Annotated in this window: 15 protein-coding genes; 9 read left to right on the top strand and 6 right to left on the bottom strand. The window is 72.9% G+C overall.

The features are described from left to right. Positions 1–65: 65 nt before the first annotated feature. The gene (locus tag ACZ7GX_RS31150; protein ID WP_498781780.1) at positions 66–359 is read right to left on the bottom strand and encodes a nitroreductase/quinone reductase family protein; all 294 of its coding nucleotides are present in this window, start codon (positions 357–359) and stop codon (positions 66–68) included. A gap of 132 nt (positions 360–491) precedes the next feature. Between ACZ7GX_RS31150 and ACZ7GX_RS31145 the strand changes: the two genes are divergently transcribed. Next, complete coding sequence (locus ACZ7GX_RS31145; RefSeq protein ID WP_498781784.1) at positions 492–887, top strand: MarR family winged helix-turn-helix transcriptional regulator; 396 nt, start codon at positions 492–494, stop codon at positions 885–887. A 7-nt stretch (positions 888–894) separates the two neighbouring features. Here the strand turns inward: ACZ7GX_RS31145 and ACZ7GX_RS31140 are convergent, their stop codons facing one another. From ACZ7GX_RS31140 to ACZ7GX_RS31125, 4 genes are read right to left on the bottom strand one after another with little or no spacing between them, the layout of a single operon-like run. After that, the gene (locus tag ACZ7GX_RS31140) at positions 895–1917 is read right to left on the bottom strand and encodes a quinone-dependent dihydroorotate dehydrogenase (protein WP_498781779.1); all 1023 of its coding nucleotides are present in this window, start codon (positions 1915–1917) and stop codon (positions 895–897) included. A gap of 10 nt (positions 1918–1927) precedes the next feature. Further along, positions 1928–2722 carry a DNA-formamidopyrimidine glycosylase family protein gene (locus tag ACZ7GX_RS31135; protein WP_498781778.1) on the bottom strand — a complete coding sequence of 265 codons (795 nt, stop codon included), beginning with the start codon at positions 2720–2722 and terminating at the stop codon, positions 1928–1930. Beyond that, positions 2709–3344, bottom strand: coding sequence for a LysE family translocator (locus tag ACZ7GX_RS31130; protein ID WP_498781777.1), 636 nt, complete (start codon positions 3342–3344; stop codon positions 2709–2711). Before ACZ7GX_RS31130 ends, ACZ7GX_RS31135 begins: the two co-directional genes overlap by 14 nt. After that, positions 3341–4177, bottom strand: a complete 837-nt coding sequence (locus ACZ7GX_RS31125) for a ParA family protein (RefSeq protein ID WP_498781776.1) — start codon at positions 4175–4177, stop codon at positions 3341–3343. Before ACZ7GX_RS31125 ends, ACZ7GX_RS31130 begins: the two co-directional genes overlap by 4 nt. A 34-nt stretch (positions 4178–4211) precedes the next feature. On the opposite strand from ACZ7GX_RS31125, the gene ACZ7GX_RS31120 reads away from it, so the two are divergent. The 3 genes from ACZ7GX_RS31120 (at position 4212) to ACZ7GX_RS31110 (ending at position 6411) form a co-directional block, all read left to right on the top strand. Further along, positions 4212–4934 (top strand): class I SAM-dependent methyltransferase, encoded by a 723-nt coding sequence (locus ACZ7GX_RS31120; protein WP_498781775.1) that lies wholly within the window; start codon positions 4212–4214, stop codon positions 4932–4934. Between the two features lie 79 nt (positions 4935–5013). Then, positions 5014–5604 carry a sigma-70 family RNA polymerase sigma factor gene (locus ACZ7GX_RS31115; protein WP_498781774.1) on the top strand — a complete coding sequence of 197 codons (591 nt, stop codon included), beginning with the start codon at positions 5014–5016 and terminating at the stop codon, positions 5602–5604. Between the two features lie 201 nt (positions 5605–5805). Continuing rightward, entirely contained in the window at positions 5806–6411 is a 606-nt protein-coding gene (locus ACZ7GX_RS31110; protein ID WP_498781773.1) for a sigma-70 family RNA polymerase sigma factor, read from the top strand. 6 nt (positions 6412–6417) lie between these two features. Here the strand turns inward: ACZ7GX_RS31110 and ACZ7GX_RS31105 are convergent, their stop codons facing one another. Further along, positions 6418–7749, bottom strand: coding sequence for a glutamine synthetase family protein (locus ACZ7GX_RS31105; RefSeq protein WP_498781772.1), 1332 nt, complete (start codon positions 7747–7749; stop codon positions 6418–6420). A 36-nt stretch (positions 7750–7785) separates the two neighbouring features. On the opposite strand from ACZ7GX_RS31105, the gene ACZ7GX_RS31100 reads away from it, so the two are divergent. The 5 genes from ACZ7GX_RS31100 (at position 7786) to ACZ7GX_RS31080 (ending at position 12386) form a co-directional block, all read left to right on the top strand. Continuing rightward, the gene (locus ACZ7GX_RS31100; RefSeq protein WP_498781771.1) at positions 7786–8886 is read left to right on the top strand and encodes an amidohydrolase family protein; all 1101 of its coding nucleotides are present in this window, start codon (positions 7786–7788) and stop codon (positions 8884–8886) included. A 38-nt stretch (positions 8887–8924) separates the two neighbouring features. Next, the gene (locus tag ACZ7GX_RS31095) at positions 8925–10208 is read left to right on the top strand and encodes a DNA polymerase IV (RefSeq protein WP_498781770.1); all 1284 of its coding nucleotides are present in this window, start codon (positions 8925–8927) and stop codon (positions 10206–10208) included. Positions 10209–10305: 97 nt separating this feature from the next. After that, a complete protein-coding gene (locus tag ACZ7GX_RS31090) occupies positions 10306–10947 on the top strand; it encodes a Crp/Fnr family transcriptional regulator (protein ID WP_498781769.1) in 642 nt (213 codons plus the stop codon). A gap of 84 nt (positions 10948–11031) precedes the next feature. Further along, positions 11032–11289 carry a hypothetical protein gene (locus ACZ7GX_RS31085; RefSeq protein ID WP_498781768.1) on the top strand — a complete coding sequence of 86 codons (258 nt, stop codon included), beginning with the start codon at positions 11032–11034 and terminating at the stop codon, positions 11287–11289. A 179-nt stretch (positions 11290–11468) separates the two neighbouring features. After that, on the top strand, positions 11469–12386 hold the full coding sequence (locus ACZ7GX_RS31080) for a hypothetical protein (protein ID WP_498781767.1): 918 nt from the start codon (positions 11469–11471) through the stop codon (positions 12384–12386). Positions 12387–12581: the final 195 nt, after the last annotated feature.

Raw genomic sequence — 12581 nt, 5'->3', positions numbered from 1 at the left:
GGGGAGGAGAGGAACGCGGGTTCGCACCGCGCCGGCGGGGGGGAAAGGTGGTGGGGGTAGGAGCTTTAAAGCGGCATGCCCGGGGGGGTGGGCTCGCGGACCACGCCCCCCTCCCGGACCTCGATGGTGACCTGCGGGTCGGCCAGCAGGTTGTGGTACCAGTCCGGGTGCTTCGGCCGGCCCGCGTTGGAGCCGAACACGAGCAGCCGGTCGCCGTCGCGCAGGTAGACCGCCGGGTTCGTGCGCGGCTTGCCCGTGCGCGCGCCCGCGGTGGTCATGAGCAGGAGGTCCGCGCCCTCGAAGGGGCCTCCCACCAGGCCGCCGTTGGCCCGGAACTCCTCGATGATCAGCTCGTTCACGTGCGTGCCCCCACTAGTCTGAACGGTCACGGCAGCTTGGCTTTGAAGGCAAAGCCTCTTTGAGGTCAAAGGTAAGGAGGCCGGTGTCCGGTGTCAACCACCGATGACGCCATCCGGGCGTTGTTGCTGCTCATGCCGCGCATCGTGGGCCGGGCGAAGCGGATCAAGGTGCCCGCGGAGCTGGAGTCCCTGGCGCTCGCCCCGCGGCACCTGACGCTGCTGTCCTACCTGCTGTTCGACGGCCCAGCGACGGTGAACGACCTGGCCAAGCGGCTGGAGGTGGCGCCGACCACGGTCAGCCTGATGGTGGCCGAGCTGAGCCGCAAAGGCGTGCTGGAACGCCGTGAGGACGACGAGGACCGCCGCAAGCGGATCGTCAGCATCACCGACGCCATGCGGCCCGCGATCGACGCGTGGCTGGCCAGGGGCGCGCGGGCGTGGCGGACGGCGCTGGAGCCGTTGACGCCCGATCAGCGCCGGGTGTTCGTGGAGACCTTCAAGGCCTACGAGGACGCGCTGGACGAGTGAGGTCGCCTCACCGCAGCGCGCGGTTGATGCGGTGCACCAACCCGGGGCCCTCGTAGATGAACGCCGTGTAGAGCTGGATCAGGCTCGCGCCCGCGTCCAGCATCCGCTTCGCGTCGTCGGGGCTCGCGATGCCGCCGACGCCGATGATCGGCAGCTTGCCGTCGGTCTCCCGGCTCACGAACCGCACCACCTCGCGGGCGCGTTCGGTCAACGGCCTGCCGCTCAGCCCGCCCGCCTCGCCCGCCAGCCGCCGGTCGGCCGGCGCCAGGCCGTCGCGCGACAACGTGGTGTTGGTCGCGATCAGGCCGCTGACCTCGTGCGCGGCGCACACCTCCAGCAGCTCGGCGATCGCCTCGTCGGTCAGGTCGGGCGCGATCTTGACCAGGATCGGCTTGCGCGGCTTCGCACCGGCCAGCTCGCGGGCGGTGGCGTTGAGGGCCGACAGCAGCTCGGTCAACGCGCCGCGGTCCTGGAGGCTGCGCAGGCCCGGCGTGTTGGGCGAGCTGATGTTGATCGCGAAGTAGTCGCCGTGCCGGTACAGCGCGCGCAGGGACGTCCGGTAGTCCTCCACGGCCTCCTCGACCGGCGTGACCTTGGACTTGCCCAGGCTGATGCCCAGCGGCACGGACAGCGGGCCGAGGCGGTCGAGCCGGTTGGCCAGCTCCAGCGCGCCGTCGTTGTTGAAGCCCATCCGGTTGATGATCGCCTCGCTGTCGCGCAGCCGGAACAGGCGCGGCTTCGGGTTGCCGGGCTGCGCGTGCCGGGTGACCGTGCCGACCTCGACGAACCCGAACCCGAGCGCGGCCCACGCGGGCAGCGCCCGGCCGTTCTTGTCCAGTCCGGCGGCGAGGCCGACCGGGTTCGGGAACCGCACGCCGAAGACCGTGCGCGGCGAGGCGGGCTTGCGCTTCACGAGCTTCGCCGCCGGGCTCAGCTTCGCCATCACGCCGAGAGTGGTCTCGTGGACCCGCTCCGCGTCCCCGCCGTGCATCCGGAACAACGCCTTGCGCACCACGCTCTTGTAGACCACGGCGGTAACCCTAAGCGATCGGCCCTGGCTGGCAGCGCGGGCACCAGTACGCGGGACGCTCCAGCACGCCCGCGCCCTGCCCGCCGACGCGCACCCTGGTCCCGCAGCGCAGGCACGGCTTGCCGCCCCGCTCGAACACCCAGTGCTGCCGCCCGCGTCCCAGCTGACCGGTGGTGCTCTGCTCCGGCCGCCACGCGTTGGCCAGCAGCAGCTTGCGCGCCAGCCGCACCGCCTCCGCCGGGTCCACCGCCGACACCGGGCTCCACGGCGACACCCCGAGCAGGAAGCACACCTCGGCTTTGTAGAGGTTCCCCACGCCCGCCATCACCCGCTGGTCGAGCAGGGCGAGCCCCAGTTCGCGGTCCGGGTCCGCGGCCAGCCTGGCGACCGCCTCGGCCGCGCGCCCGTCGTCCCACTCACCCAGCAGGTCCGGGCCCAGGTGGCCCACCAGCCGCGACTCCTGGTCGGTCGGCAGCAGTTCCAGGTCGTGCAGCGCGAACCCCACCGCGACCCGGTCGGGCACCTCCAGCAGCGCCCGCACCTGGTGGCCGGGACGCCGCCAGCGCTCGCCCGGCCGGTAGAGGTGCCACGCGCCGTCCATCCGGAAGTGGCTGTGCAGGCTCAGGTCGCCGGAGAACCGGGTGAACAGGTGCTTGCCGACCGAACGCACCTGGAGCACGTCCCGCCCGCTGAGGTCGGCGGTGGCCCACTTCGGGTGGCGGAGCTCGCCGCGCAGGAGCCGGCGGCCGGCCAGCGCCTCGTTCAGGCGCTGCCCGGCCAGGAAGACCGTGTCACCCTCGGGCACCGCTGTCGAACGCCATCTTGAGGCCGAACCCGACCAGCACGGACGCGGTCAGCCGCTCGGTCCACCGCCGCACCGCGGGCTTCGCCAGCACGACCACCGCACGTCCGGCGAGCCACACCACGACGAGCTGCCACACCTGGCCGATCGCCACGTGCACGCCGACCAGCAGCGCGCCCCACCCGGCCGACGCCTGGTCGGACGGCAGGAACTGGGGGAGCAGGCTCAGGTAGAACACGCCGATCTTGGGGTTGAGCAGGTTCGTGGTGAACCCGGTCCGCAACGCCTGCGCCGGCGTGATCGCGAGGACGTCGGCCGGCCGGTCGAACGCGCCGCCGCGCCACGACTTCCACAGCGCCGACCCGCCGAGCCACAGCAGGTACGCCGCACCCGCGTAGCGCACCACGTCGTAGGCGAGTTGAGACGCCACCAGCAGCGCGGTCAGCCCGGCGATGCTCGCCGCGCCCCACACCAGGCAGCCGAGCGTGGTGCCGAACCCGCCGACGACCCCGGCCTTGCGCCCGCCGCCGAGCACCATGCGCAGCAGCATCATGGTGTCCAGGCCCGGCGTGATCGTGAGCAGGACGGCGGCGACCGTGAACGCGAGGACGGCGGTCGTGCTCACGCCTCCACCGCTTCCTCGATCTCCTCGTCGTTGAAGTCGTGGTGCACGGCCCTGCGTCTGCTCCGGCTGATCCGCAGTATCCGGGCCAGCAGCAGGTTGAACGCCAAGGCCACCTCGCGCGCGCCCGGCGTGCCCCACTCGTGGATCGGCATGCACGCGCCCTGCGCCTGCTGCACCGCGAGCCGGTCCGGCAACGCCACCGGCATCACCAGCGGCCCGAAGATGTCCCGCAGCTCGTCGATGCGGAACTGGTGCTCGTGCGACCTCGGCCGCACCCGGTTCACCACCACGCCCAACGGCTGCAGGTCCTCGTTGTGCTCGCGTTCGGCCTGCACCGCCTCGAACGCCCGCTGCACGCCCGCCACCGCGAACATCGTCGGCTCCGTCACCAGCAGCGCGCGGTCCGCCGCGACCAGGGCCGACCGGGTCAGCTGACCGAGCGACGGCGGGCAGTCCAGCAGCACCAGCTGGTAGGGGTCCTCGTCGTCCTGCAGCAGGCGCAGCGCCTCGCGCAGCCTGCCGAGCCGCGTCTCGCCCGGGTCGGGGTGGTTCAGCGACTCCGCGTCCTCCGAACCGGCGAGCACGTCCACGCCGTCGCCCCACGCGCTGGGCGCGATCGCCTTGTCCACCGTGTCGCGGCTCGGGTCCTGGAGGACGTCGTAGATGCTGGCCTCGGTGTCATCCGGTTCCAGCGTGGAGGTGGCGTTGCACTGCGGATCCAGGTCGATGACCAGCGTCCGGACGCCACGCCGAAGCGCCGCCGACGCGAGACCGAGCGCGACCGTCGTCTTCCCAACGCCACCCTTGAGGCTGAGCACCGCCACCGTATGCACGTAGTGCAGCCTACGGCCCTTACGCTCTACGTCCATGCGACCGGACGCCGTACACAGGGTGCTCGACGCCGAGCTGACCGCCGCGCGGGACCGCCGGGGCGGTGAACCGCCGCGCGTGCTCGACGTCGGCGGTGGCAGCGGCGTCTGGGCCGTGCCGCTGGCCGTGGCCGGGTGCACCGTGACGGTGATCGACCCGAGCCCCGACGCGCTGGCGACGTTGCACCGCCGTGCGGCCGACGAAGGCGTGCTGGACCGCGTCACCGCGGTTCAGGGCGACACCGACGCGCTGGACCGGGACGCCTCGGCGGACCTGGTGCTGGCCCACGGCCTGCTGGAGGTCGTGGACGACGTCGGCGTCGCGCTGGCCGCGCTGGCCGCCGCCGCGACCCCGGGCGGGGCGGTGTCGTTGCTGGTGGCGAACCGGTACGCGGCCGTGCTGCACCGGGCCATCGCGGGCCGGCTGGTGGACGCGCGCCGGCTGCTGGACGACGAGGCCGGTCAGCTCGTCGGCACCCGCGACCCGCTGCTGCGCCGGTTCGACGTGGCCGGGTTGGAGGCGTCGGTGGTGGCCGCGGGGCTGAAGGTGGAGCTGGTCCAGGGCCACGGCGTGGTGTCCGACCTGGTGCCGGGGGCCGTGCTGGAGGCCAACCCCGGCGCCGCGGAGGCGTTGGCCGAGCTGGAACTGGCCGCGTCGACCCGCCCGCCGCTGCGCGACGTGGCCGCCCGGTTGCACCTCATGGGCCGAAAGCCGGCCTGAGTGCGGTAGAACGGAGTCCTCCGCCGCCTATCCGCAGAGGACCCGCCATGGGAGACCCGCACTTAGCCGGGGCCGGCTGATGGCCGCCACCGCGCCCGAGGACCTGGAAGACGAGGTGCGCGCCGCCGTCGCCGGCGACCGCCGGGCGGTCGCGTCGCTGCTGGCCGCCGTCCGCCCGCTGGTGGTGCGGTACTGCCGCGCCCGCGTCGGCGGGCACGAGCGGTCGTCCACGTCGGCCGACGACGTGGCCCAGGAGGTGTGCCTGGCGCTGTTGACCGCGTTGCCGACGTACAAGGACCACGGCCGGCCGTTCCTGGCGTTCGTGTACGGCATCGCGGCGCACAAGGTGGCGGACGCGCACCGCGCGGCGTTGCGCAACCGGGCCGAGCCGGTGCCGGAGGTGCCCGACGGCCCGGACGACGAGCGCGCGGGCCCAGAGCAGACGGCGTTGCGCGTGGAGCTGGCGCAGCGGATGGGCGAGCTGCTGCGCCTGCTGCCGGACAAGCAGCGGGAGATCCTCGCGCTGCGGGTGGTGGTCGGCCTCACGGCCGATGAGACCGCCGTCGCCGTCGACGCCACGCCCGGCGCGGTCCGCGTCGCGCAGCACCGGGCGTTGACCCGGCTCCGAAGAGAGATCGAACGGTCCTCGATCACGCAGCGCGTCCGATAGTGGGCCGCCACTAGTCCGAACGGGGACTAAACGCGGCCATTCGGGGTAACTTCGTGTGAGTCGCGTCATCCGCGTGTGCGGTCGGCGTCGCGTTCGCATGTGCCCCCGAGGGGCGTCCAGCGCGCGGACGCCGAGGAGCTCGCGATGGCGGCGATGGTGGTTGGTGTGTCGGTTGTGCCGGGATTCCGGTCGGTGAGGTCGGTGCGGAGCGAGGACGTGGCGTCCTCCTCGGCGGCAAGGGTGGAGGGGGGACCGGAGGCGTACGTCGAAGGGGCGGTCCGCGGCGACCGGCGGGCGGTCGACGCGTTGCTGGCCGCGATCAGACCCGTGATCGTGAAGTACTGCCGGGCCAGGGTCGGGCACGGGCAGCGGTCGTCGGCGTCGGCGGAGGACGTGGCCCAGGAGGTCTGCCTCGCCGTGCTGAAGGCGTTGCCCAACTACCGCGAGCAGGGCCGGCCGTTCATGGCGTTCGTGTACGGGATCGCGGCGCACAAGGTGGCCGACGCGCACCGCGCGTCGGCGCGCAACCGCGCCGAGTCCGTGCCGGAGCTGCCCGACAGCGCGGGCCTCGAACCGGGGCCCGAGCAGCGGGCGTTGCAGGGTGAGCTGTCCGATCGGATGGGGCAGCTGCTCGACGTCCTGCCGGCCCGGCAGCGGGAGATCCTGGTGCTGCGGGTGGTCCTCGGCCTGTCCGCCGAGGAGACCGCCGAGGCGGTCGGCTCGACGCCCGGCGCCGTGCGGGTGGCCCAGCACCGGGCCCTGACCCGGTTGCGCAAGGCGTTGGACGAGGCCCGGCACGACGCTTGACGGCGTTCAGTGCCGCCAGCGGGTCAGCGCGGCGACCTCCTCCGGCGGGCAGTCGGCCAACCGGGCGATCTCGCCGCGCCGCACGTCGGCGATCGTCGCGGCGAACTCCGCGCCGAACGCCTCGGTCAGCGCCTCGTCCGCCTCGAACGCCGCCACGGCGTCCTCCAGGCACGTCGGCAGGCGCTCGGCCTCCGGCAGCGCGGCCGGGTCCACCCCGACCGGCTCGGGCAGCCGCGCCTGCTCCACGATCCCGGCCAGGCCCGCCGCCATCGTGGCCGCCACCACGAGGTACGGGTTCGCCGACAGGTCGTAGCACTTGACCTCCAGGTCGCGACCCGCGACCAGGCGCAGCGCCGCCTCCCGGTTCTCCAGGCCCCACACGGCGAACGCGCCCGCCCAGTGCCGCGGCACCAGCCGCAGGTAGCTGGCCACCGACGGCGCGCCGATCGCGCACAGCGCCGGCAGCCGGCGCAGCACACCCGCGGCGAACGCGTCGGCGTCCTCGGTCAGCCCGAACCAGCTCTCGCCGTCCTGGAACAGGCTGCGGCCGTCGCGCCACAGGCTCAGGTGCAGGTGCCCGCCGTTGCCGACGCCGTCGGCGGTGACCTTCGGCGAGAACGACGCCCGCATGCCGTGCCGCAGCGTGATGGCCCGGATCGTCTCCCGCACCAGCACCGACGTGTCCGCCGCGTGCACCGGGTCCTCGGGCGTGGTGGACAGCTCGAACTGGGACGGCGCGTACTCGGGGTGGAACTGGAGCACCTCGACGTCCTGCTCGGCCAGCGCCGACAGCAGGTCCGCGGCGTAGTCGGACAGCTCGACCTGGCGCGCGTGGCCGTAGGCGGGCCCGGTGGTGGCGGGCCGGAACTCGTCGGTGTCGCCCTGCCCGACGACCCACTCGACCTCGAAACCCGCCTGGACCTCGTAGCCGTGCACGGTGAGGCGGTCGGCCACCGCCCTGGCCAGGCCGCGTTCGTCCTGCGGGTGCGGCTCGCCCTGCTGGTCGAAGCGGTCGGCGGGCGCCCACGCCCAGCCCGGCTGGCCCGCGAGCACGGTGAGCCGGTCCAGGTCGGGGTGCAGCCGCAGGTCGCCGACCGGCCCGCCGGCGTGCCGCCCGGAGACGATCGTGTCGTCCAGCAGGAACGCGTCGAACACCGGCGACGCGCCCACGCCGTCCGCGGCGGCTCTGGGCAGCCCCGCGAGCGGCACGGACTTCACCCGCGTGATGCCGCTGTGGTCGACCCAGGTCAGTGCGACCGCCACGACGTCCCGCTCCAGCAGGTCGTCCACCATCTCGGCCGCCAGCGCACGTCGGTGTTCCCGCTCCGCGGTGTCCATCGTGCGTGGTTACACCAGGTCACTACTGTTCAACAAGTGGACCATCTGCTGCCGTGCGTGGCGTCGTTGCGCCTCGTGGACCACCACTGCCACGGGGTGCTGGGCGTCGACCTCGACCGGGACGGCTTCGAGTCCAACCTGACCGAGGCCGAGTCCGCGTCGCCGTTGGGCACGTCGTTGTTCGACTCGTCGCTGGGGCTCGCGGTGCGGCGCTGGTGTGCGCCTTTGCTGGATCTGCCGGTCCTCGCGCCCGCCGACGAGTACGTGGCGCGGCGGCGGTCGCTGGGTGCGGCCGAGGTGAACCGGGCGCTGGTGTCGGCGGCGGAGATCTCGACGTTCCTGGTGGACGACGGGGTCTGGCCGGCGGGGTTCGTGGGGCCCGCCTCGTTCACCGGATCGCGTGAACATCGCGTGCTGCGGCTGGAGCGGGTGGCGGAGGCGGTCGTGCCCGAGGGCGCCTCGGGGTTCCCGGCGCGGTTGCGGGCGGCGTTGGACTCGTCGTCCGCGGTCGCGGCGAAGTCGATCGCGGCCTACCGGGTGGGGCTGGACCTCGACCCGTCACGACCCGCGGACGCCGAGGTGGTGGCGGCGGCCGACCGGTGGCTGAGAGCCGGCTCGACCCGGTGCGCGGACGAGGTGATCAGCCGGTTCCTGGTGTGGGAGGCGCTGGACCGGGGGCTGCCCGTGCAGTTCCACGTCGGCTACGGGGACGCGGACCTGTCGCTGCACCGGTGCGACCCGTCGCTGCTCACGGACCTGCTGCGGGCGACGGCGCCGCTGGGCGTGCCGATCATGCTGCTGCACAACTACCCGTTCCACCGCACCGCCGGTTACCTGGCGCAGGTGTTCCCGCACGTGTTCGTGGACCTGGGGTTGGCCACGCACACGGTGGCGCACCGGGCGAGCCGGGTGCTGGCCGAGGCGTTGGAGATCGTGCCGTTCGGGAAGTTCCTGTTCTCCACCGACGCGTTCGCGCTGGCCGAGCTGTACTACCTGGGCGCGCTGTTCTTCCGCCGCGCGTTGTCGGACTTCCTCTCGGCCGGTCTGCGGGACCATGCTTTCGCCCTGGCGGACGCGGAGCGGATCGCCCACCTGATCGGGTGGGAGAACGCGCAGCGGGCCTACCGCTTGGCGTAGAGTCTCGAACGGGTGTTCGGGTCAGGACGGAGGTGGTCGTGGGCCGCAGCGCGAACCTGCCGCGCGGTCTGGTCGATCGCTTCCTCGCCCGCGGCGACGTCTGGCCGGACGACACCGGCTGCTCGATGCTGCACGTGGACATGGACGCCTTCTACGCGTCGGTCGAGATCCGCGACCGGCCGGAGCTGGCGCGCAAACCGGTGGTCGTGGGCGGCACGGCGAACCGGGGCGTGGTCGCGTCGGCGAACTACATCGCCCGCGAGTTCGGCGTGCGGTCCGCCATGCCGACCTCGCACGCCCGCAGGCTCGCGCCGCACGCGGTGTTCGTGCCGCCGAACTTCGCCCGGTACCAGGAGGTCTCGCGCGGGGTGATGTCGATCTTCCGCGACATCACGCCGCTGGTGGAGCCGTTGAGCCTGGACGAGGCGTTCCTCGACGTGAGCGGCGCGCTGAAGCGGATGCGCGCCACCCCGGGCGAGATCGCGAAGCTGATCCGCGAGCAGGTGCAGCAGGCGCACGGGATCACCTGCTCGGTGGGCGTGGCGCCGACGAAGTTCCTGGCCAAGCTCGCGTCCGGGATGTGCAAACCGGACGGGTTCATGGTCGTGCCGCGCGACGAGGTGCTGTCGTTCCTGCACCCGTTGCCGGTGTCGGCGCTGTGGGGCGTGGGTCAGCGCACGGCCGAGAACCTGGACCGGGTGGGACTGGAGACGGTGGCGGACGTGGCCGCGACGCCGTTGCCGCGCCTGCGCAGGCTGATCGGCGTGGCGTTGGCCGAGCACCTGCACGCGCTGGCGCAGGGGCACGACGACCGGCCGGTGGTGCCGTCCACGCGGGAGAAGTCGATCGGCGCGGAGGAGACCTTCGAGGTCGACCACTTCGACCGGGAGCTGCTGCGCCGGGAGCTGCTGCGGCTGTCGGAGCGCTCGGCGGCGACGTTGCGGTCCAGGGGGCTGCGCGGGCGCACGGTGTCGATCAAGGTGCGGTTCTCCGACTTCACCACGATCACGCGGTCGAAGACGTTGCGGGTGGCGACGGACGTGACGCAGGAGGTCTACAAGACGGCGTCGACCCTGCTGGACGAGCAGGTGCCGCCCGGCGCGGTGCGGTTGATCGGCGTGCGGATCGAGCAGCTGGTCGAGGGCGACGACGGCGAGCAGCTGATGTTCGACGCGCCGGAGCGCGGCTGGCGCGAGGCGGAGCAGGCGGCCGACCAGGCGCGGTCCAGGTTCGGCACGGCGGCGATCCGACCGGCCTCGCTGCTGGGCCAGGGACCGGGCAGGTCGGGGCACGACGAGCCCAAGCCGGAGCGCGGCGACTGATCGCCTGTTCGGCTTCCCGACCCCGTTGCCCGCGCCGTTCGGGTGGTCGCGGGCCTGATCGAGGGCTCGCGCGTCGATCACCCGGCACAGTGGTGACGTGGATCGGTTCTGGGGTCTGCTCACGCCCTCCGAGCACGAGGTGCTCCTGGCGACGGGCGTCGAGCGCGACTACCCGTCCGGCTCCGTGGTCTGCTACGAGGGTGAGGTGACCCGGCACGTGCTGGTGGTGCGCCGAGGTCTGCTGCGGGTGACCGCGACCACGGCGAACGGCAGCGAGAAGGTGCTGGCGGTGCGCGGGGCCGGTGACATCGTCGGTGAGCGCTCGGCGGTCGACGGGCGGCCGCGTTCGGCGACCGTGCGGGCCTTGGGCCAGGTGCGGGCGCTGGTGCTGTCGGCCGGTTCGTTCGCCGGGCTGTGCCAGCGGTACCCGCGCATCGCGTGGTCCGTGCTGATCGTCGTGGTGTCGCGGCAACGTGACACGGACCGCCAGCGCGTGCAGATCAGCGGCACGGCCACGCAGCGCGTCGCCGCCGTGCTCATCGACGTGGCGCTGGAGCGGGGGATCGCCGACCAGGGCGCGATCGCGTTGAGCCAGGAGGAACTCGCGGGCATCGCCGGCACGTCGCGGGAATCGCTCGTGCGGGTGCTGCGCGGACTGCGCGAGGAGGGCATCATCAGCACCGGGCGGCGGAAGATCGACATCCATCAGGTGAGCAGGCTCTACGACTTCACCAACTGATTTCCCCTTGTGCGTCATCTGACGCAGAACTCGGGCGGCGGAACTCCTACAAATGAGTCATCAGCCGAGTTCAGAGGGGGAGTCATGAACCACATCGAGGAGCCTGCCAGGTCCCGCCGGCGGTTCACCGAACGCCTCGCGACCACTCTCGTCTTCACCGCCGTCATGGTGTGGGCCGCCGTGGTGGTCGTCGTCAAGTCCGATCTCGACGGTGTGGTCGCGCTCGCCGTCTCCTTCGTGCTCGCGGGCGGCCTGGTCGCCGTGTACGACGCCTGGCGCGAGGTCCGCTCCGTCCGCCGCGAGCTGGACGTGGAGATCCACGAGGACCTCGTGCGCCTCTGAAGCCACGCGGTGGCCAACGAGGGGTGGCCGCCGTTCGCTGAGGCCTTCCGCAGACGGTCGGGTCTGCGGAAGGCCTCTTTTCGTCCGGGTCGCCGGCGAGTTGTCCACAGCCCACCGAGTTGTCCACAGTTCGCGATCTCCCCATCGACCACCCCACCCCGACCGCCGATGGTGGACACATGCGAACCACCATCGACCTGGACGCCCTGGGCGGTCTCTTCCCCCACCGCGTCGCCACCGCGTCGGAGCTGCTGAGCCTGGGTCTGCCGAGCGGCGAACTGGCCGTCCGCTGCCGGCCGCAGGGCCCGTGGCAGCACGTCCTGCCGGGAATCCTGCTGCTGGCCCGAACACCGCCGACGCGGGCGCAACTGGTCCGCGCGGCGCTGCGCTACGGCGGCCCGCAAACCCTGCTCACCGGCGTGGACGCGCTGCAACTGCACGGCTTGCGGGCACTGCCGGCCACCGGCCCGGTCCAGATCCTCGTCAACCGCGCCCTGGAACCGGCCGCGAAGGTCCGGATCACCCGGGTCCGCCGTTTACCCGACCCGGTGCTGCGCCGAGGTTTCCTGACCGCACCACTGGCCAGGGCCGCCATCGACACCGCGAAGGCGCTGAACCAGCGTGACGACATCCGAGCCGTGCTGACCGAGGTGGTGCGCCACGGCGGGGTGCCCGTCGCCGACCTCAAGGCCGGGCTGGCCAGGTCGTCGGAACAGGCCAGACAGGTCCTCTCCGAACTGGCCGACGGCGTGCGGTCGGTGCCCCAAGCCTGGGCCAGAGCGGTCCTGGACGACCTCCCCCTGCCACCACCGGCCTGGGGCGTCCCCCTGACCACCGCCGAAGGCCGTCCGCTGGGCATCGCCGACGCCTGGTGGAACGACCGAGCCCTGGCCTGGCAGTTCAACACCCCGACCCCCAGGGCCGACCTCCTCCAAGCCGCCGGCGCCATCGTCCTGCACACCACCCCCACCCGCCTGCGCCAATCACCGACCGCCGTAGCCCAGGACCTACTACGCGCATCCACCCAAGCCACCACCCGCCCGAGGCCGCGGATCACCGCAACCAACCTCCCCACCCCAAGGAGGCCCGCCCCCTGACCCCACCCCTAACCCCCAACTGCCCTGCCCGCCGCCGATCACGCCCCACCGCCCGACCAACCGCCGCCCCCACCGCTCTGCAGCCGCCCCCGACCGGTCGCAGCGCCCACCGGCCACATCCCACCAACCGGCCACAGCCAAGCCCTGCCCGCCGCCGACCTCACCCCGCCGACCTCGCCCCGCCGCCCGACCAAC

Source organism: Actinosynnema sp. NPDC037264 (genome assembly GCF_055603705.1).
The sequence above is the reverse complement of the archived record's forward strand: the minus strand, read 5'-3'. Positions and strand labels throughout refer to the sequence as shown.